At 35.2% G+C, this 17,785-nt stretch carries 16 protein-coding genes; 6 read left to right on the top strand and 10 right to left on the bottom strand.

Annotated features, from left to right (window positions below; translation table 11 throughout):
* Nucleotides 1-124: 124 nt before the first annotated feature.
* From PI85_RS02025 to PI85_RS02005, 5 genes are all read right to left on the bottom strand, one after another.
* The gene (locus PI85_RS02025) at nucleotides 125-1,771 is read right to left on the bottom strand and encodes a DUF4179 domain-containing protein (RefSeq protein ID WP_036121501.1); all 1,647 of its coding nucleotides are present in this window, start codon (nucleotides 1,769-1,771) and stop codon (nucleotides 125-127) included.
* Nucleotides 1,758-2,291 (bottom strand): RNA polymerase sigma factor, encoded by a 534-nt coding sequence (locus PI85_RS02020; RefSeq protein ID WP_036121504.1) that lies wholly within the window; start codon nucleotides 2,289-2,291, stop codon nucleotides 1,758-1,760. Before PI85_RS02020 ends, PI85_RS02025 begins: the two co-directional genes overlap by 14 nt.
* A gap of 355 nt (nucleotides 2,292-2,646) precedes the next feature.
* Nucleotides 2,647-4,008: a TraB/GumN family protein gene (locus tag PI85_RS02015; RefSeq protein ID WP_082011534.1), complete on the bottom strand. Its 1,362-nt coding sequence runs from the start codon at nucleotides 4,006-4,008 to the stop codon at nucleotides 2,647-2,649.
* A 194-nt stretch (nucleotides 4,009-4,202) separates the two neighbouring features.
* Nucleotides 4,203-4,895 carry a stalk domain-containing protein gene (locus tag PI85_RS02010; RefSeq protein ID WP_036121507.1) on the bottom strand — a complete coding sequence of 231 codons (693 nt, stop codon included), beginning with the start codon at nucleotides 4,893-4,895 and terminating at the stop codon, nucleotides 4,203-4,205.
* A 325-nt stretch (nucleotides 4,896-5,220) separates the two neighbouring features.
* The gene (locus PI85_RS02005; protein WP_036121510.1) at nucleotides 5,221-5,934 is read right to left on the bottom strand and encodes an SDR family oxidoreductase; all 714 of its coding nucleotides are present in this window, start codon (nucleotides 5,932-5,934) and stop codon (nucleotides 5,221-5,223) included.
* Between the two features lie 325 nt (nucleotides 5,935-6,259).
* On the opposite strand from PI85_RS02005, the gene PI85_RS02000 reads away from it, so the two are divergent.
* The 6 genes from PI85_RS02000 (at nucleotide 6,260) to PI85_RS01975 (ending at nucleotide 11,909) form a co-directional block, all read left to right on the top strand.
* Entirely contained in the window at nucleotides 6,260-6,598 is a 339-nt protein-coding gene (locus tag PI85_RS02000; protein WP_036121513.1) for a helix-turn-helix domain-containing protein, read from the top strand.
* A 51-nt stretch (nucleotides 6,599-6,649) separates the two neighbouring features.
* On the top strand, nucleotides 6,650-7,255 hold the full coding sequence (locus PI85_RS01995; protein WP_036121515.1) for a TetR/AcrR family transcriptional regulator: 606 nt from the start codon (nucleotides 6,650-6,652) through the stop codon (nucleotides 7,253-7,255).
* Between the two features lie 127 nt (nucleotides 7,256-7,382).
* On the top strand, nucleotides 7,383-8,039 hold the full coding sequence (locus PI85_RS01990) for a DJ-1/PfpI family protein (RefSeq protein ID WP_036121517.1): 657 nt from the start codon (nucleotides 7,383-7,385) through the stop codon (nucleotides 8,037-8,039).
* Between the two features lie 142 nt (nucleotides 8,040-8,181).
* A complete protein-coding gene (locus PI85_RS01985; RefSeq protein ID WP_052323430.1) occupies nucleotides 8,182-9,786 on the top strand; it encodes a helix-turn-helix domain-containing protein in 1,605 nt (534 codons plus the stop codon).
* A 98-nt stretch (nucleotides 9,787-9,884) separates the two neighbouring features.
* The gene (locus tag PI85_RS01980) at nucleotides 9,885-10,862 is read left to right on the top strand and encodes an ABC transporter substrate-binding protein (protein WP_052323428.1); all 978 of its coding nucleotides are present in this window, start codon (nucleotides 9,885-9,887) and stop codon (nucleotides 10,860-10,862) included.
* On the top strand, nucleotides 10,863-11,909 hold the full coding sequence (locus PI85_RS01975) for an NAD(P)/FAD-dependent oxidoreductase (protein WP_008175519.1): 1,047 nt from the start codon (nucleotides 10,863-10,865) through the stop codon (nucleotides 11,907-11,909).
* Between the two features lie 619 nt (nucleotides 11,910-12,528).
* On the opposite strand, the gene PI85_RS01970 is transcribed toward PI85_RS01975, so the two are convergent.
* The 5 genes from PI85_RS01970 to PI85_RS01945 all read right to left on the bottom strand — a co-directional run.
* Nucleotides 12,529-14,415, bottom strand: a complete 1,887-nt coding sequence (locus PI85_RS01970; RefSeq protein ID WP_009370511.1) for a TnsD family Tn7-like transposition protein — start codon at nucleotides 14,413-14,415, stop codon at nucleotides 12,529-12,531.
* A 442-nt stretch (nucleotides 14,416-14,857) separates the two neighbouring features.
* A complete protein-coding gene (locus tag PI85_RS01960; RefSeq protein ID WP_009370513.1) occupies nucleotides 14,858-16,213 on the bottom strand; it encodes an FAD-dependent oxidoreductase in 1,356 nt (451 codons plus the stop codon).
* A 105-nt stretch (nucleotides 16,214-16,318) separates the two neighbouring features.
* Nucleotides 16,319-16,543: a hypothetical protein gene (locus PI85_RS01955; protein WP_009370514.1), complete on the bottom strand. Its 225-nt coding sequence runs from the start codon at nucleotides 16,541-16,543 to the stop codon at nucleotides 16,319-16,321.
* 65 nt (nucleotides 16,544-16,608) lie between these two features.
* Nucleotides 16,609-16,890 (bottom strand): HesB-like domain-containing protein, encoded by a 282-nt coding sequence (locus tag PI85_RS01950; protein WP_009370515.1) that lies wholly within the window; start codon nucleotides 16,888-16,890, stop codon nucleotides 16,609-16,611.
* Nucleotides 16,887-17,785, bottom strand: an 899-nt coding sequence (locus PI85_RS01945) for an ArsA-related P-loop ATPase (protein ID WP_039390980.1), incomplete at its 5' end; no start/stop codon positions are given. The genes PI85_RS01950 and PI85_RS01945, both read right to left, overlap by 4 nt.

The raw sequence follows: 17,785 nt of genomic DNA, 5'->3' as shown, positions 1-17,785 counted from the left end.
TTAGTTAAGTTAACTTAATTATATATTAAATATTATTGTAAGTAAAGCAATTATGGACATAATGAGTAAAAAACCCCATCTATTTGAGTTTTGATTGTCCAAATAGATGGGTTAATTTGCATCCTTATTCTCCTATTATTAAAGGTATACGGAGTTCTTCATCAGGTTGTTGCGTTGTATAATTATAAATATAAATATCAAGCTCTTTCTCCTTAAAATTTTTATATTCATCCATTCGCTTATTATTATTATCACCAAGTATACCTGCAAATATTGGCATACCATAGTTTCGATCTTTATGATCAAGATAATAGGTCTGAGTGACACCGCCAAATGTAGGATCCGAGCTAAAGGATTCAATATAAAGATTATTGTCCTTCATGTAGTATGTCCATGTAATTGGATATTCTCCAACCATCGACGTTTTACTTTGAGGTTTCTCTGTTATATCAGTTAAGCGTATCGGTTGTAGATCACCATCAACTATATCAACACGATGTTTAGCAACCAATGTCATTGTTTTATCCACCAACGAGGAAACATCTACCCCTGTCAGTTCAAAACGGAGCTCTGTTTTATAAGGATCGTTTTCTTCATCCCACCTACCTCCATCTAAAGGTACTCCCCCAATATTTAGCTGATAATCTTTGTAAGGAATATGTGCATACTTCTCTTTATGTTTCAGTATTAAACGTACTTGTGTTGGTGTAACTTTCATTTCATGAATAACTGTTCCATCAGGTGCATTTTCTAATGGAATATTAACAACTTTTTTAAAAGATCCTTTTTTTAATTTTTCCTTGGACAAATTCATATCAATACTCCAAGTATTTTCTGTAATACTTAATGTATGTTCGTATATTAGATTGAACTGTGTCCCTTTCGCCCGTAAACTTTCTGAGGAGAAAATTTGCTGACTAAAGTATTCACCTGTAGCTCCTGGTGTTCCAAAGACTGGTGTCCCCACGTCTTGAATAGGCTGGTTCTTATCATTGACTGCTTTGATACGCACCCATTTATCCTTCATGTTTGAATCTGTAAACGTAACAGCCGAGTGAAGCATTACTTTTCCCTCTGGTTGCTCAAATATTTGTAATGTGACATTATCAATTCCATCCTTTTGAATGGCGAAATGCTGCGTATTAAAATCATTAGGATTATAACTAATAGATTGCTCCTCATCACCTATCGCATAAATATTCTTTATTGAAAAATTAATATCTGATAGTTGATCCTCTGCAACCCAGTCTGTCTCGAAATATCCTTGGAATAGACCAAGATCTTCATTCCATTGATGTACATAATTCCCTTTAATCAAATCACCCTCAAAGTTTTCAAATCCAATTTGATCAAATCTAATATTATTTCCATCCCAAGTGGCATCAGGCTTCAAACTATATAGAAGGAAAGTTCTATTATCATCAATAAACGCTGTGTGTACCGTTAACGTAAATCCGTCCTTCGTAATGGATTGCTCAATCGTCTGGCCTAAACCTTGCGCTAATGCCGATTGAATACCAGCTCTATATGAAAGAATGTTTGACCAATCATAATTCAGGGCTGCATAAACTGGCGTGGCCATTAGCGCGACAGCTAGTCCAGCCACCAAAGCGAATTTCTTTCTTCTGCGGGGCCGTTTTTCAATCGTTTCACCTTCGGTAATTTTTAACTCATCTTGTTCAATAGAGCTCCACATTTGTTCGAAATCAGGATACACCATATTATGATCTGCCTTCATACCTTTTTTCAGCTTCTGTTCAGTGCGTTCCAAATTGATTCTCTCCCTTCAACCATAGATTTTGATTTTGTTCCAATTTTTTGCGTATTATTTTTAATGCTTTATGCAGCCTCGACTTTACTGTACCTACAGGAATTTTTAACGTTTCTGCGATTTCTACTAACGACAATTCACCGATAAAACGAAGAGTAACAACGGCCATAAGCTTTTCTGGCAACTGCTTGAGCAATTCCTCCCATTCCTCCACAGCTACCTTCTCCATTACAATTGTGTCTACAGACTTAACCAATGCCGTATTCTGCTCATGTAGAAGTTGAACCTGACCTTGTTTTTTCAATTGAGCTTGCTTTCTTTTTAACAAGTTTAAGCATTGGTTCATCGCAATGCGCATAATCCAAGCACGTATATGCTCAATGCTTTTCCAATCCTGACGGAACACGGTGACAAATACATCATGGCAGAGATCTTCCGCATCTTGTGCATTTCTTAGCATGTAGTAACAGGTACGGTATACATCCTTATTGTATGAATCAAATAATTCTCGTTCTGTCAATCTGAGTCACTCCTTTCTGACTGTTCTACTTTATAAACAAATGACTACTAGAAATGGTTCATCTTTTTTAGAACTTCCTTGTTATGTAATTCAATTAAAAACCTCAAAATGAAAACAGATGGCATTAGAGAGGTCCATTATAGGACATCAAACCATCTGTTTTTAGCTTGTAGACCGCAATAAGCAGCGACATCATTGGGTCTAGAAATTTCTGTTCCTTCATATTTCCGCTGATTACGGTAGTTATTTTACAAAAAAAGTATATCTTAAGATAATGATAGCTAGCGATGATTGTCGGTGCAACTAAAAATGACAACCCTAGCTAATTTCATAGCTTTGGGTTGCCTTTATATTTTTATTGATAAAACGGCTTTACATCGTATCCGTTTTGCTCCAAATGATAGCGAATGTTTTTATCTACTAGGAAATGTCCTGATCCCACTACAACAAAGTACTTCCCTTTTTTCTCTTCAAGAACATTCATGATTTTCTTGGCCATTTGCTCGTCACGTAAGCCGAAAAGCATTTCATTGAACTCAGATGATGTTCCCTCCATTGCTTGGAAGCTTTTTGCGAATTCTTCCACATTCCCTTGCTGCCAGCTTGTAAACCATTCTTGAAGAATTTCGGATTGATTTTCTTCAGATGGATTGATGATATTATCCAGCACAGCGACTAATGACTGCTCCTGTGCCTCTGGTGACAATGCATCAAACATATCTACCTGCGCTCTTGTACCTTCTAATTCAATCACTGGCTTTTGCTGCAACTGTGCGTTCAATAAAAAGTATATATCAATCCCGTGCATTGTCATTTCTTGTGGCGTCATTCCAAAGGAATCGTCCATTGCCAGCATTGATAATGCACTAGAAAGCATCCATGGCTTTTGTACTGTTAGTTCCTCCATTGGAAGATTGTAAAGCTTTGCGACTTGTTCTAACTTTGCATATGTTTCTGGTGCAACATTATCTTTTAATGTTTTGCCATCTGTATACATTGCTTTTTCTGCATAGTATTCGAGTGCTTCCGCATCCAGGATATTCGCCTCTACTAATAGTGCATCCGATTCATTGAATGCCTTTACTAGTTTGTTATTGAATGGATATAAATCGGGTGTTCCTAGATGAATGGAACCTAGTAAGTATACAAGTGTATCCTCATCCTGAACAACCCAAGCTACTCCGTTCGATCCTTGCTCTGCTAGCGCATATGTACTCTGAATGAAACGCACAGCCAATATTACAGCCTGTTGAGTCGTTGCCTTGCTCTCCAACTGTAATCCGTTTGCTGAGCCTTGTAATATATGATGCTCTTTCATAAATTGAATAGGATCTTTACCAACCGGTAAATCATAACGCGCTACAATATTATATAAACGTTTTACAATATCCCCTCGTGTGTTATCATTCTTCACACTCACTGGTTTAAATTGTTTGTTTTCATCTAAACCTAGAGAAGCAATTTTCTTTTCTGTTAAAGCTAATAATTCATTTACTTTATCTACCGAAATTTCTTGAAGGAAACCATCGAAATACCATTCCATTGGAAAGATTCCGTATTTTTCTCCCTCATTTAATGTTTCTATTGCCCACTCGCTAATTGATGGTGTTAAAGGTAGTGACTGCTCCTCCGCATGGATCACAGGTACAACCGTTGTCAGCATCAATGAAGCCCCAAGTAAAATAGCGCTTGTACGTTTCATTATCTTTTTCATCATAAGATTTTCTCTCCCTTTTTCTACTTCCTTACCTACAACGTTTGAAATTATACCATAAATAAACCAACTATTTTATACGTAAATGTGAAAAAATTTACAAAAATGTATTGACTTTAATTATGTCTGAATAGTTATTTCATCCCATTAAATAAGACGATGACACTCGTTCTTGTCATCGCCTTTTAATGTTAAGCTTATCGAGTAAATTTAGGATCCACTATACCCAAACCACTGCCTTCAATTTCAAACTTCACTTTTGAAGCACCTTCTAAATTTACATTAACCTTTATCTTATCTTTTATCGATCCGCTATCATAAATCAATTTATTATCTGCGTAAATTTTCATATAGCCTATGCCGAAAGAACCTGCCGCTAGCTTTTTAACAGGCGCTAGGTATGTTTCAAATGATTTATAATTTCCATTAGCCATGTATTCAACTGTATGATCTTGTACAGCCCCACCGCCGTGATAGCCACCTAGTTGATAGGATTGTTCAAACTTTTCTCCAGTACTAATAACGATAGAGCTTGGGTTATGGAAGAAATGATCTTCATCACTCCCAATAGGCTTTACATCTTTTAAAGAGATGAAGGTTGGAGCCTCACCAATATAAACGGATTTTGATTTACCATCCCATGTCACCTTTTTCCCTAAGGACTCAGCAATAAAACGCATCGGCACATAAGTAGTTCCTTCATAAATAAAGCCAGATTGACCCTCTTTTGGCTTTTTCTCAACCTTATCTACATAGTAATGAATCGTATCTTGAGAAACATTGATCTTTTTCAAACTGCTTGCTGCCTCTGTTGTTGAAAGGTAGGTAAAGGTTAAACCTCCTAATATAAAAAAGCCTAAATAACTTGTAATGATAAGTAGTTTTTTCATAGAGCACACTCCTTAATATATTTATATGTAATTATACCAAAAATTTCATATAAATATTTCAATATATTGTTTAAAATAGAAAAAAACCTGCTTATCACTTCTTTAATCATGAAGCAATCCTTATTCTACATAATTAAATTTGGCTTTTAAATGAGGCTTAAGATCACTGGCTACACTTGTTTAATCTCACAGACTTTTGTTTATGAAATTGAAGCTTTCCACTTTTAATATGATTATTAGTATCTGAATATTCCTTAAATCCGTATGGATTATTCTTATCTATCGAAAAATGAATGTTTAACTCCATTTTTCTTTTAGTTACTAATTATGCTAGTATGTGTCCTCCTTCTACATGAAGAATGGTTCCGGTCACAAAACTATTTTGTAGCAAGTATAATACGCTTTGTGCAACATCTTCGACCCTCCCTATACGTTTAACTGGAAGTTTATTTCCAATAGAAGCATAAAAATTATTCCGTATTTCTTCTGGCATTTTATTACGAGAAGGTGTATCAATGATACCAGGTGAAACAATATTCACTCGGATTGGAGCAAGTTCTAATGCCAAAGTTTGGCCTAGATTAGAAACAGCTGCATTGACTGCACCTAGAGTTGCTGAACCAACCATAGACTTATAGGCCACAACCCCAGAAAATAAAGTAATGGAACCGTTTGGTAAAATTTTCAACGCGCCGTATTTTGCTGCATAATATTGTCCCCAAAATTTATTTTCAAATAACTGTCGAGCCTGAGCTGTACATGTTTGAAGGAATGAGCCCCCTGATGTTTCTGCTGCGCTTACTACAAGATGATCGAACGGACCGACTTTTTCAAAGAAAGTCACAACTTGCTGTTCTTGTGTTGTATCTAGTGTGTAAGCTATAGCCTTCACCCCCAATTGCTCTTTTGCTTTCCGTAATTTATCTTCAGATCGACTTGCAATGATTACTTCAGCACCTTGGGCTAATAGTTGTTTCGCTGATTCCAAGCCAATCCCAGAGCTCCCACCAATAATGACAACCTTTTTATCTTTTAACATGTTTTTACCTCCTATATTTCCAAATAGTAAATTAAAAATACAATTTATCTGGCATTTGTATATCACGCTTTAATTCATAATGGGTACTGATAGTAAAAGTACTTATTATAAGAGCTATGCTTAAGGATAGTTGATATTTTGTTGAAATCTCACTAAATTTCATTACCTCCTCAATCTAGTAATGGATTAACAAAGCCAACGATATTATATATATAGTTACTTCATTTATGGAAGTAGTGATATTTATTTCATAAAGTTTCTGGAAGTATACTATTGTGATAATATAAGGTGAATTAGACAAAAAAATTTTAGGAGGCTGTTTCTGATGAGTGTGATCGAGCCAGTCGTGTTGACCAAAGGAACTTCAGGTGAGACTTGTCCCATCGCTAAAACGCTGGATATAATTGGAACAAAATGGACATTTTTGATAATTCGTGATCTGCTTATAGAAGGAACGATGCGCTTTAGTGACCTATTGAAATCAATGGATGGAATTAGCCCGAAAACACTTTCCCTCCGCCTTAAAGTGTTGGAGGATCAAGGAATTTTAGAAAGAAAGGTATTCCCTGAGGTTCCCCCTCGCGTGGAATATACGCTAACAGAAAAAGGAAAGAGATTGGAAGGGATTTTTATTGAACTAAAAAGATTTGGACTAAATTTATAAAAAATAAACCTTTAAATGTAAGCTATCATTGTAAAAAATGGAGGAAATTCAATGAATAAAGAAGATCAAATACGTGATCTTATTATCCAAACTTCTCTAAGTTTATTTAATAAAAAAGGTTACAACCAAACTTCTATTCAAGATATTATGACTGTCACGGCATTACCTAAGGGTGCCATTTATAGACGCTTTGAAAATAAAAATGACATCGCCATTGCTTCCTTCACCCATTCTATGAAGATTATTTGGGATCATTATTTTGAAGCAATAAAGTCTAAAATAACGGCGACTGATAAAATAATTGCTATGTTTGAAGTTTATCAAGATGCTGTTCATACCCCACCAGTTGATGGTGGATGTCCGCTACTGAATACAGCCATTGAAAGTGATGATGGATTCCCAGAGCTACATGAGTTAGCTGCTAATTCACATAAAGAAACCCTACTTTTTTTACAATCAATCATTGAAGAAGGAATACACGCCAAAGAATTTAGCCAGCATGTAAATGCTTATTCCCTAGCTTCTTTTTTATTCTCTACTTTAGAGGGTGCTGTCATGTCTAGTCGTTTAGCTTTAAATAACGATCATATGAATCATAGTATTGAACAGATCACATACCTTTTACAGCAGTACGCACCAAAGAACCAAGAGGTTTAAAATACAAGACCTCTTGGTTTTCACTCAAATGTAATAATTATATTGTTGAAAAAAAATGCATTTGCGTTTAAGATTATCTTGCGGACCGGACGGTTCGGTCCTAATATGTTTTAAAGGAGAGATAGTTTTGGAAATAGCAATTTTACTTTACGATGGGATTACAGCTTTGGACGCAATTGGTCCATACGAGGTATTTGCAGCTACACAACAATGTCAGGTGAAATTTGTTGCTAAAGATAAAGGAATGATTAAACTAGATTCAAAAATGGGCTTTTTACATGCAGACTATAGCTTTTCTGACATAACTTCTGCCGATATTCTTATTGTTCCTGGCTGTAGTCCACCTAACTTCAAAAATCCAATGAATGATGAAACAACGCTCAATTGGATTCGTAACATACACCAAACAACCAAATGGACAACATCTGTGTGCAATGGCTCTCTTATTTTAAGTGCAGCAGGTCTATTAAAAGGAATGAAGGCAACTAGTCACTGGGGTTCCTTTGATATCCTACAATCCCTTGGAACTATTCCAACAGATGAAAGAGTTGTGCGCCAAAATAAAATGGTCACAGCAGCTGGCGTCTCTTCTGGTATTGATATGGCTCTACAATTAGTTGCATGGGAATTTGGTGACGACCTTAGTATGGGCGTTCAGTTAATACTGGAATATGATCCACAGCCCCCTTTTGATACAGGCTCTGTGCAAAAAGCACCTCAGCCTTTAGTTGAAGATATTAAAAAAATGCTTCATGCATTTTCAGAGAGAGATCCTGATATGTAAACTCACCTTCTAAACACCTCCTTAACACAGAGGTGTTTTCATCATAATTTTTATGGTATTCATTTTGCTCTTACCATTTTATGACGTTTATTGTGACATTCCGTAGTATACTTTTATCACAACAAACTAAAGGAGTACATAAATGCTTGATTCTAATCCTAATTGGCTGGCACATTGCACAGAAATAAAAGATTTAGCCCAATCATTATTTCAAAATTCGACGATACATCTTGATCGTGCGGCTCTCTTATTGATTACGGATGGCCAAACCACTCTATCTATTAATGGTCACAATGAGCATATTGTATTTGGGCATTTAATCGCCCTTGAAAATGATGCCGTTATCCAACTTACACATACAAATCGACTTGATTTTTCGGGCTATTTAATTAGCTTTGAGCTATATGATACAGAAGTCAAATCAACCTGTAATTGGTCTATCGATACAACAAATGGTTACTATATTCACCGAGTGCCTGAAACGGTCATCGCAGATATTCGTATATCGCTCGCTATAAATATAGATCATCTCCATGTCACTATTAAACAATTTATTTTATACAGCTTGTTGAAAGAATTACAACAAGAGAGACCAATAGATGAATACACGCTGGAACAAAGAATGAAACATACCGTTATTTATATGCAAAAGAAGTATAATCAAATGATGACAAGAGATGAATTGGCAGCTATCGCTGGATATAGTCCATGGTATTATTCAAGAAAATTCATTGAGTTATATGATAAGACACCGATAGCTTATTTAATTAGTTATCGTATTTTCCGCGCACAGGAAATGCTATTAACAACAGATGATTTATCACAAAATATCGCAAAAAAAGTGGGCTTTGATGATGTGCAAAACTTTAGCCGACAGTTTAAACGTATTGTTGGTCGCCCACCTAAGCAATACAAAAAGACCATTAGTGAATATCGTGTTTGCTTTCTCTCACCTGCACATGCAGAAATTGCGATAGCATTAGGTGTTGTACCTAATTGTGTTACTGTGACTAACGCCCTAACTCCAAAGTATCAACAACTTCTTTTTCAGGAAGTCGGTACAACCATTTTAGAAATGCCTCAATATGTGATTCAACAGGACATAATTGTACAACAACAACCCGATTTAATTATCGGTGTCGACTTAACAGAGGAGACAAAACAGCAGTTCCAAACTATCGCCCCTGTTATCACTGGACTAACCTATGATTTACATTCACTCATCCGCTATTTTGGTAAATTGTTCCACAAAGAGAAGGAAGCTGCACAAATCATTCGCGAACTTACAACATATGTAGAGGTTCTAAAAAATAAAATACAACATCATATAGTAAAAGATGCTACTATCCTATACTTACGTGTGGAGGAGCTAGGTTACCGCTATCTCGGTGAATCTTCTAGTGACTCGGCTATTCTTTTATATCAGGAGCTGGGCTTGCAAATACCTGAAGGATTGCGTGCAAATGCAAACAGTTTCAACATATGTTCCTTACAACAATTAGTGGCTGCCAATCCTACATATTTATTTATTGAAAAACGCATAATGAACTATTATACCGCCGACTTAAGCCTAGCTACTTTACAAAATAGTGAGCAGTGGGCAAATTTAGATGCGGTGAAAAATAACCGTGTTTTTTATGTGGATACTGGTTTATGGATTAACAATTGTAGTGTATTTGGCAAAAGGGAGATTATGCAACAGATTGAACAAGCGATTTTAGGGAGTGTTTGCTCTAGAACACAATAATCCAATTTTTAAGGCACTTTACGCCATAGTAGGGTTTAACATTACCTGTTATTATTTGATAGTGATAATCATTATCAAATAAAAAGGAGCAATAATCCATGAAAAAAATGACGCCCTATATACTTCTTATACTAGTTGCTTTAGCTTTAGTTGCTTGCTCAAGTACTAACAAAGAAAGAGGAAATGAAGCAAAGGATCCAAAAGAAAAAAGCGATCCAACAACACGTGTTGTAAAAGATGCCTACGGTGATGTCACTATCCCTACCGAGCCTAAAAATATACTAGTTCTTAGTTCTAACTATGCTGAAAACCTAATTGAAATCGGTGTAACGCCTCAAATGGTGACAGTTGTTGAAGAAATTGAACCTGAATATCGCTTTAAATTATTCGATGACAACCATGTTAAAATTATTCCAACTGTGCAATATGAAGACAATTTAGAAGTTATTCTTCAAGCAGCACCAGATGTCATTATTGCTCAAGGCGCAGCTATTGATGCTAAAAAATATGATGCATTAAGTAAAATTGCCCCAACGGTAGCTGTTGAAGCAGGTGTTGCAATAGATGAATATGTTCCTGTGCTTGGTGAACTATTCAATAAAGAAAAAGAATCAGAACGGGCTCTACAGAAGTTTAGAGAAAAAATAAAAGACACGAAAGAGAAACTACATCAGGCTATAGGTGACGAAAAAATTCTTGTATTGCGTGTAGAACAAAATCAATATCGTGTGTTAGGCACTGAAAAGGGTAGTCCTGGTAGTGACATGTTATATACACAACTTGGATTAAGTATTCCAACTAAGCTGAAGGATCATCATGATTGGTTCACGCCTATTTCCTTAGAAGTTTTACCTGAGATTGACGCAGACCATATTTTTGTTGAACAACGGCAAATGCAAAATTATAGTAGTGAACAATCCATGAAGGATTTAGAGAATAGCCCAATGTGGCAAGGAATGGATGCCGTGAAGGCAGGCAATGTTTACCCATTAAAAACAGCTGATTACGTTGTAGGTGAAGGTTTAGTTGGCTCTCCACTATTCCTTGATTATTTAGTTGAAAGGTTGGTGCGTTAAATGCAACAAGAAATTTATGATGTAATTATTATCGGTGGAGGCCCAGCAGGCATGTATGCTGCCTTTTACAGTGGTATGCGTGAAATGAAAACAAAAATTATCGAAGTAAAGCATGAACTAGGTGGATTTATGCGTACCTATCCCGAGAAATTAGTTTGGGACGTCGGGGGTATTGAGCCTGTTCGATGTGAAGAAATTATTCATTCCTTAATCAAGCAAGCGACGACATTTAATCCAACAATCGTCTTTGGTCAAGAAATTGTTGGCATGGAAAAACGCGATGATGGCATTTTTGTCTTAACAGCAAAAACAGGAGAGAAACATTATACAAAAACGATTATTCTAGCTACAGGACGAGGCATTACACGCATTCAGAAATTAACGGTAGAAGGCGCTGACCGCTATGAACTAAACAACCTTCATTATACAGTAACGAACATAAATAGATTTAAAGATAAACGTGTACTCATCTCTGGTGGAGGCGACTCAGCTGTAGATTGGGCTATTGAAATGGCTCCTATCGCCAAAGAAGTGTATGTCGTGCATAGACGTGATGACTTTAGTGCCTTTGAATCTTCTGTAACGCGCATGAAGTCTATCGTCACTACCTTTGTTCCCTATACGGTTTCTCGTTTACATGGTAATGGTAATAAAATCGAGCATGTCACATTACAGCATGTTCATTCAGATGATACAACAAATATTGAAGTAGACGAAGTACTTGTCAATCACGGGTTTGACCGAAACTTTGGTGGCGCCATTATGGATTGGGGCTTAGCTTCTGAAGAATGGGGCATTTCCGTTACACCAAAAATGTGTACTAGTATCCCCGGCATCTTTGGCGCAGGCGATATTGTAACGAACGAAGGGAAAATAAGACTGATTGCAGGCGCATTTAATGACGCGGTCCTCGCTGTAAATAGCGCCAAATTATACATGGACCCTACAGAAGCAAAAATGGCGGGCGTTTCTTCCCACAACGACCGCTTCGCTGAAAAAAATGAAGCGCTACAACAAAAGAATAAAGCTGTAACTACACATAGGTGATCAGTTACTATCTTCCCTGTTAGGTATAATCTAATGGGGATTTTTATTGAAGATATCTATGGAATTACAGTCCACTATACGGCTGTCAAAGGCTATAAAAAGAGCTGGGTCCCCTTGCTTCTATACTTACGAATTTTTTAAAAAAATCTTTGATACAGCGATGATTTTTACGGTATGAGCTGGTTTCCTTTAGCTGTCATAATATCTTGTCTGTTAGAACAAACCAAATATAAAGTAATTAACAATTATATTCATGAAACTGACTACAATATTTTTCGAAAATATTTACAAAACTCTTTAAAATTTCATTTACGATAATTGTAAAAAAACTCGACCCATGGTTAATGGATCGAGTTTTAATTTCGTTATTATTTATTTCAGCTTATACAGCCTTTGAATGTCATAAGCTGAATTGAAGAGTTTCAATAAAGTTGTATACTAACAAATGTTCAAACCCGCATTCTTGTGTCTTTCTTATCTTTAAAATGACAATAAAGTCGTATACTTATTTTCATCAAATTAACTTATTTTGCAATAAACTGTTACAAAAAAGTTGTATACCAATACGAAAATTATGTACTTACATTATAGTTTAAATATGTTTCTTCACAGCTTTATTCTATAAGAATTTGTTATTATGGATAGTTACTAAATCCTCTATATATTTTAGTAATTTTTCTCGTTTCTCTATATTAATTCTAATATAGTTTTTAAGATTAGCTGCTTCAATAACCATATTTTTTGTTACAATCTCGTCTTTATATTTGGTATCCATAACAATTTTTATTCTTCTATGCCGAAAATCCTCAACCGTCTCTATATTCGAATTGATATACTTAGTAGTAAGTGGGTATTTTCCACTGAACAAACTATAACTTGCTTTGACATCAAGTAAATTTATTATCCCTGTCCTACTTTTCCTAACCAATCTCTTTAAATTTCCTTCATGTTCTGACCAACTATCTATTATTAATTTTGCTTTGCTTAGTAATTCTTTATCTCTCTCTAAGTAATCTATTTTTTCTCTATTACCAGTACTCCTCAAGTAAGGAGAATTGCGAATTAACCATTCTTTATCATATTGTAAAAGCCATCCGTATATTTTAGTATATGCTTTACCTAAGTCAGAGCGTGAATATTCTGGATTTTCTTTTCGGATTTTTAGAAATTCCTCTTTGTAGTACTCCGTTTTTAATTTTTGTTTGTTCATTAATCCTTCTTTGTTTTTTAATTGAACTGAAGAAAGATGCCCCCTATTCTTAATCCTTATTACTGTATCCCTAGATATATTTGCTAATTCCGCTATTTTGTTCAGTGTTAGATCTTGTTTAAGTAATTCATTAAAATTAAGTTCCCATACTCGGCCTCGCTTTACTATTCTTCTATGGAAATCCCTTATATCAAAAGGAGATTTTTCCCCTTCCTTAATTATGTACTCAAAACCGCAATTACACTTTATGATACCTTGAATTTTCCTATCTGAATTATTTACTCTAACATTCACATTTTTTATATTCTCTTTTAAATAATTCTTGCAAAACGGGTTCATACAAACCCAAGGTCCTTCACCAAAAGGTTTAAATGAGTTCTCCTTTTCAAAATAATTTTTGGCTGATCCACTTAATAATCTCATTAATAATAAGTGTCTTATCGGATGTAACGACCTATTTTCTTCAATATTTATTAAACTAGGAACCCAAGAAAACTTGTCACTTATCTTGAAAAATGAATCTAATAACTCTAGAAAATCTGTTGGATAATATTCAATTATTAACTTTTGTAAGTATTCTCTTCGCTTTTTAATGGGATATGCAAACCCTTTCTTACCTAATAAATCTACATATTTGCTAATATAATACTCTTCAGAAAACGATTTGTAATTCATTCTAATAATGTATTCAACGTCCTCTGCTAGATCGATCAAATATTTCATTAGTTCCTCACTATAGCTCCTAAGTGGTTCTCTAATATCTTCAATTGTTGGAATTAAATAATTTATAAAGCCCATCTCGGATATTTTTAACGAATACTCTAATAACGGAGTCTTATGCCTAGTACAAACAAAAATCCCTGGAATTTGATGAATCCTGTTCCAAAATCCTTCACCATTTGACTTAAGCTGTTCCTTTAAGCATTCTGCACAATAATATAAATATTTCTTGTTTTTTACATTGTATTTACTGTAACTAAATAAAAAAATATATAAATTTTTAAAATCACTTTTATAAATTTTCTCATTCCATTCTTCACTTTTAAAGGGTTTTACAAACGGTATCACTGTATGCTGGTTAATAAAATACTCTTTAGTAAATTCTTTCGAGAATATATTGATTTGGGATACTAAATGAGCGAGTCCCATTGGTAATTCTAAATTAATATTTACCTTCTTTCCAAATAGTTCTTTATTTGTATGTTTTCTACTCAAGTTACCTACATGAATGTGATAACGAGCTATTATACTGTAATATAGTTCATCTTCATATGGCGTTGGAAAATAACCTATCATATCCTTACTCCTCTTATTTATTACAATGTTTTTTCAGTAAAGCTTTTTTCATAAGTAAAAACGCTACCTAAAGTATATTTCAATTAGTAATGATGTCTGTCATCCCAAATCTGTTCCATAAGTTTGTCCATCCCATTTCCCTTAGTATTTTAAAAAGACTGCTAGCTTTCACTAACAGTCAATTAATTAAACTTTATAGAATTCTCCACATTAGACTTACCTATTTTACATTTGTATTAGGTATGTTGTTTTTCTTATCCCAAATAATATATATGGTGAATGCTATAGGTCCAGTTAAAAAAACACAAATCAACCATATTAAATAACATTGCTTACTAAACTTATTTTCCAGATATTCATGTGTAATATATGATAACATTAAGATAATTAATATATATACTCCCACTATAAATAACTGATTTAACAAAACATATCCCCCCAATTAGCAACATGTATTTGATTGATTGACAAGATTAATACTACATACGCCTGTTTCTGGTAATTCTAATTCAACACGTTTCGACGCTTCTTCATCTCCTGATAAATAAGCTGTTATTGAACGAACCTGTTCGTAGCCGGTTGCCATTAAAAATGTTGGTGCGCGTCCATAACTTTTAGCTCCGACTATATAGAAGTCCTTTTCAGGTTGGCGTAGTATTTCTTCACCATGCGCTCTGACTGTGCCACAACTATGCTCATTAGGATCAATTAGTGGCGCTAATGCTTGCACACTTTCTGTTGCTGTATCAATAGATAAACGCAGTTCATTGTTCATGGTAAAATCAGGTCGATTTCCTGCATTAACAATAAGTTCATCGAATCCTGTAAGTACTTTTTGTTCTCCATTAATAGTACCTACAATATGGATATTCTCTTCTTTTTTCACCTGTGAAATATAGAAAGGTGTTACTACCTCAATCTTTCCTGTATCTACTAATTCATGGATGCGAATACCGAGTGCGCCACGTGCTGCCAACGCATCTTTTTCCTCCCCGCCATAGGCTTCTTCTACAGATCTTTTACGCATAATCCACACAAGCTTTGTTGAAGGATTATCTTTTTGTAATTCAGCCAAAGCTAATAAGGTATTGATCGCTGAATGACCACCACCAATGACAGCAACCTTCTTATTTGCATATCTCTTAGGATTCGTATTTATATCTGGAATACCATACTCAATGTGATCTGCTAATACTTTCTCATTTTTCAGCCAAACACCTGTAGAATTTGCTGGGTTTGGGTTCCCCCATGTACCCGTTGCATCGATAACTGCTTTTGCCTCAATAATATCGATGTCATCCTCTTTTTCAACATATATATTAAAGAACTGATTTAATCGATTTTTTGATTTCATTTTATCATTTAATTGTCTTGAAATACCTACTACTTTTGAGTTCAATCGGATACTAGGTTTTATTTGTGTTAACTCTGCCAAAGGTTTTAAATAAAGATCAATTAACTCATGCCCTGTAGGTATTGTTTCTAAGTTAGGTTCTACCCAATCAGACCCCTCTAATAATGATTTAGCAGCTCTATTGATGTTATAACGCCATGGAGAAAATAATGTGACATGCCCCCAAGTACGAATATTGTGTGCTATTTCATTGCCAGCTTCAAGTAAAATAAATGACTGGTTTTGCTCTACTAAATGAGCAGCAGTAGCTAACCCGATAGGACCTGCACCAATTATGACAATCGGTAAATTCTTATTGGAATTATTAACAGTCTCTTGGACTTCAATGTCCTGAACAGGAGTACAACAAGATTGATTTTGATTGATTACTTTTAGTGTTTTCATATAAACTTCTCCTCTTTTTTCTTTATATAAGCATTCCCTTATATAAAATATATTTTTTACGTCTAGCAGTAAGCTAGACGTAATTTATTTAAGCTTTTGTGATAGTTATGAACACACTTCCATTTCACACATGATTTTATCAATTTCTTTTATAGCTTTTTCAAATTGCAACCATGTAGAAGTGCCGTAACGATCCATATCTCCTTTAAAGAAGAAATCAAAAGCAAACTCTTTAGCCTGTATCAATGTGTATTCTCTACTATTCATTATTAACTTTAAATAAGCGATAAAATAATCTTTAGTTAATTCGCTAGCATGGTTTACTGTCATTATTGCATCCTCCATTCAACGGATTGAATAATTGCTACGACAGACAGTATATTTAGGATCACTTGTTAGCAAGATGTCGGTGAGTATCCAACTAATACTAAACCTAGCTCACCATTCTCTTCTTCTGCATGGATCGTAACATCTGTTAATTGCGGTGCAATATCAGGATGAATTGCGACTTCGATACCTTCAATTGTTTGAATTGCATCTTCTTCTGCTGGTGCTTCTAAGCCTACACCTAAATTAACCCCACAGCAGCCTGCAATACCAAAGAAACGAAGCGTTTTAACCTCTGAATCAGCTAATACCTGTTCTAAATAATTTTTACCTTCTAGACTCATTTTCATTTGATTTTCTCTCCTTTTAATTCATGTAAGCCTTGTGTTCCAACCGGTGGCGTTTTTACCCATGGAATGGCCACAAATTGATTATTGCTGATGGATCTAACTTCTTTTAGCCATTTCGTTTCAGCTTGTTGTTTTTGAATTAATGTTGGACTTGTTGTATAGATAGATGAAAACGTTTGATTAACAACCCACCAATCAACAGATAATCCAGCACGGTGTAAATCTTCTTGTAAGCGCGAAGCTTCATAAACAGGTGTTGCTTCAGGAAGAGTTACAATGGCAACACTCGTATAAGAGGCATCACGCAACCTTGGTAACAGGTTAGAAACAGCTGGAGGAATATCCCCTTGTGAACGGCTTATTTCCCGATGATAAGCTTCTGTTGCGTCTAGTAAAAGCAACGTATGCCCTGTTGGTGCGGTATCAATAATAATGACTTCATCTTGATGATTTTCTACAACGTTAGCAAATGCTTTGAATACAGCTATTTCCTCTGTACAAGGAGAAGCCAAATCCTCTTTCACAAATGCTAAACCTTCCTCATTCATCGTTTCACTTGCCTTTGCAAGCACTTCTGCTTCATAGTTTGCCACTTCTGCTTTTGGATCAATACGACTGATCGTTAAATTATTAACGTTGTCATCTCCGAATGTCCAATCGAGGTGTGCGGCGGGATCTGTTGTAGTTAAATGTACATGAGTATCCTCTTCTGCTAATCGTAATGCAATATAAGAAGCCACAGTTGTTTTTCCAACCCCACCTTTCCCCATCGTAAAAATGAGTTTCGGTTTACGTTCTAAATAATCTGCAATCATTTCTTCTATCTCAGGAATCTTAGTTTCTTCATTTGATTCATCTGCATGTATAACTTCTTTGTCAGTCATCCATGCTTGCA

Origin of the sequence: Lysinibacillus sp. A1 (assembly GCF_000801965.1) — a bacterium.
Lineage (GTDB): Bacteria > Bacillota > Bacilli > Bacillales_A > Planococcaceae > Lysinibacillus > Lysinibacillus fusiformis.
This window is presented reverse-complemented; position numbering and strand designations above follow the sequence as displayed.

Bases quoted from the DNA above. Each gene is read 5' to 3' on its own strand.
- PI85_RS01960 (WP_009370513.1), bottom strand. From the start codon at position 16,213: ATGAAAACACTAAAAGTAATCAATCAAAATCAATCTTGTTGTACTCCT.
- PI85_RS01980 (WP_052323428.1), top strand. From the start codon at position 9,885: ATGAAAAAAATGACGCCCTATATACTTCTTATACTAGTTGCTTTAGCT.
- PI85_RS02005 (WP_036121510.1), bottom strand. From the start codon at position 5,934: ATGTTAAAAGATAAAAAGGTTGTCATTATTGGTGGGAGCTCTGGGATT.
- PI85_RS01995 (WP_036121515.1), top strand. From the start codon at position 6,650: ATGAATAAAGAAGATCAAATACGTGATCTTATTATCCAAACTTCTCTA.
- PI85_RS01985 (WP_052323430.1), top strand. From the start codon at position 8,182: ATGCTTGATTCTAATCCTAATTGGCTGGCACATTGCACAGAAATAAAA.
- PI85_RS01950 (WP_009370515.1), bottom strand. From the start codon at position 16,890: ATGAAAATGAGTCTAGAAGGTAAAAATTATTTAGAACAGGTATTAGCT.
- PI85_RS02010 (WP_036121507.1), bottom strand. From the start codon at position 4,895: ATGAAAAAACTACTTATCATTACAAGTTATTTAGGCTTTTTTATATTA.
- PI85_RS01970 (WP_009370511.1), bottom strand. From the start codon at position 14,415: ATGATAGGTTATTTTCCAACGCCATATGAAGATGAACTATATTACAGT.
- PI85_RS01975 (WP_008175519.1), top strand. From the start codon at position 10,863: ATGCAACAAGAAATTTATGATGTAATTATTATCGGTGGAGGCCCAGCA.
- PI85_RS01955 (WP_009370514.1), bottom strand. From the start codon at position 16,543: ATGACAGTAAACCATGCTAGCGAATTAACTAAAGATTATTTTATCGCT.
- PI85_RS02015 (WP_082011534.1), bottom strand. From the start codon at position 4,008: ATGATGAAAAAGATAATGAAACGTACAAGCGCTATTTTACTTGGGGCT.
- PI85_RS02000 (WP_036121513.1), top strand. From the start codon at position 6,260: ATGAGTGTGATCGAGCCAGTCGTGTTGACCAAAGGAACTTCAGGTGAG.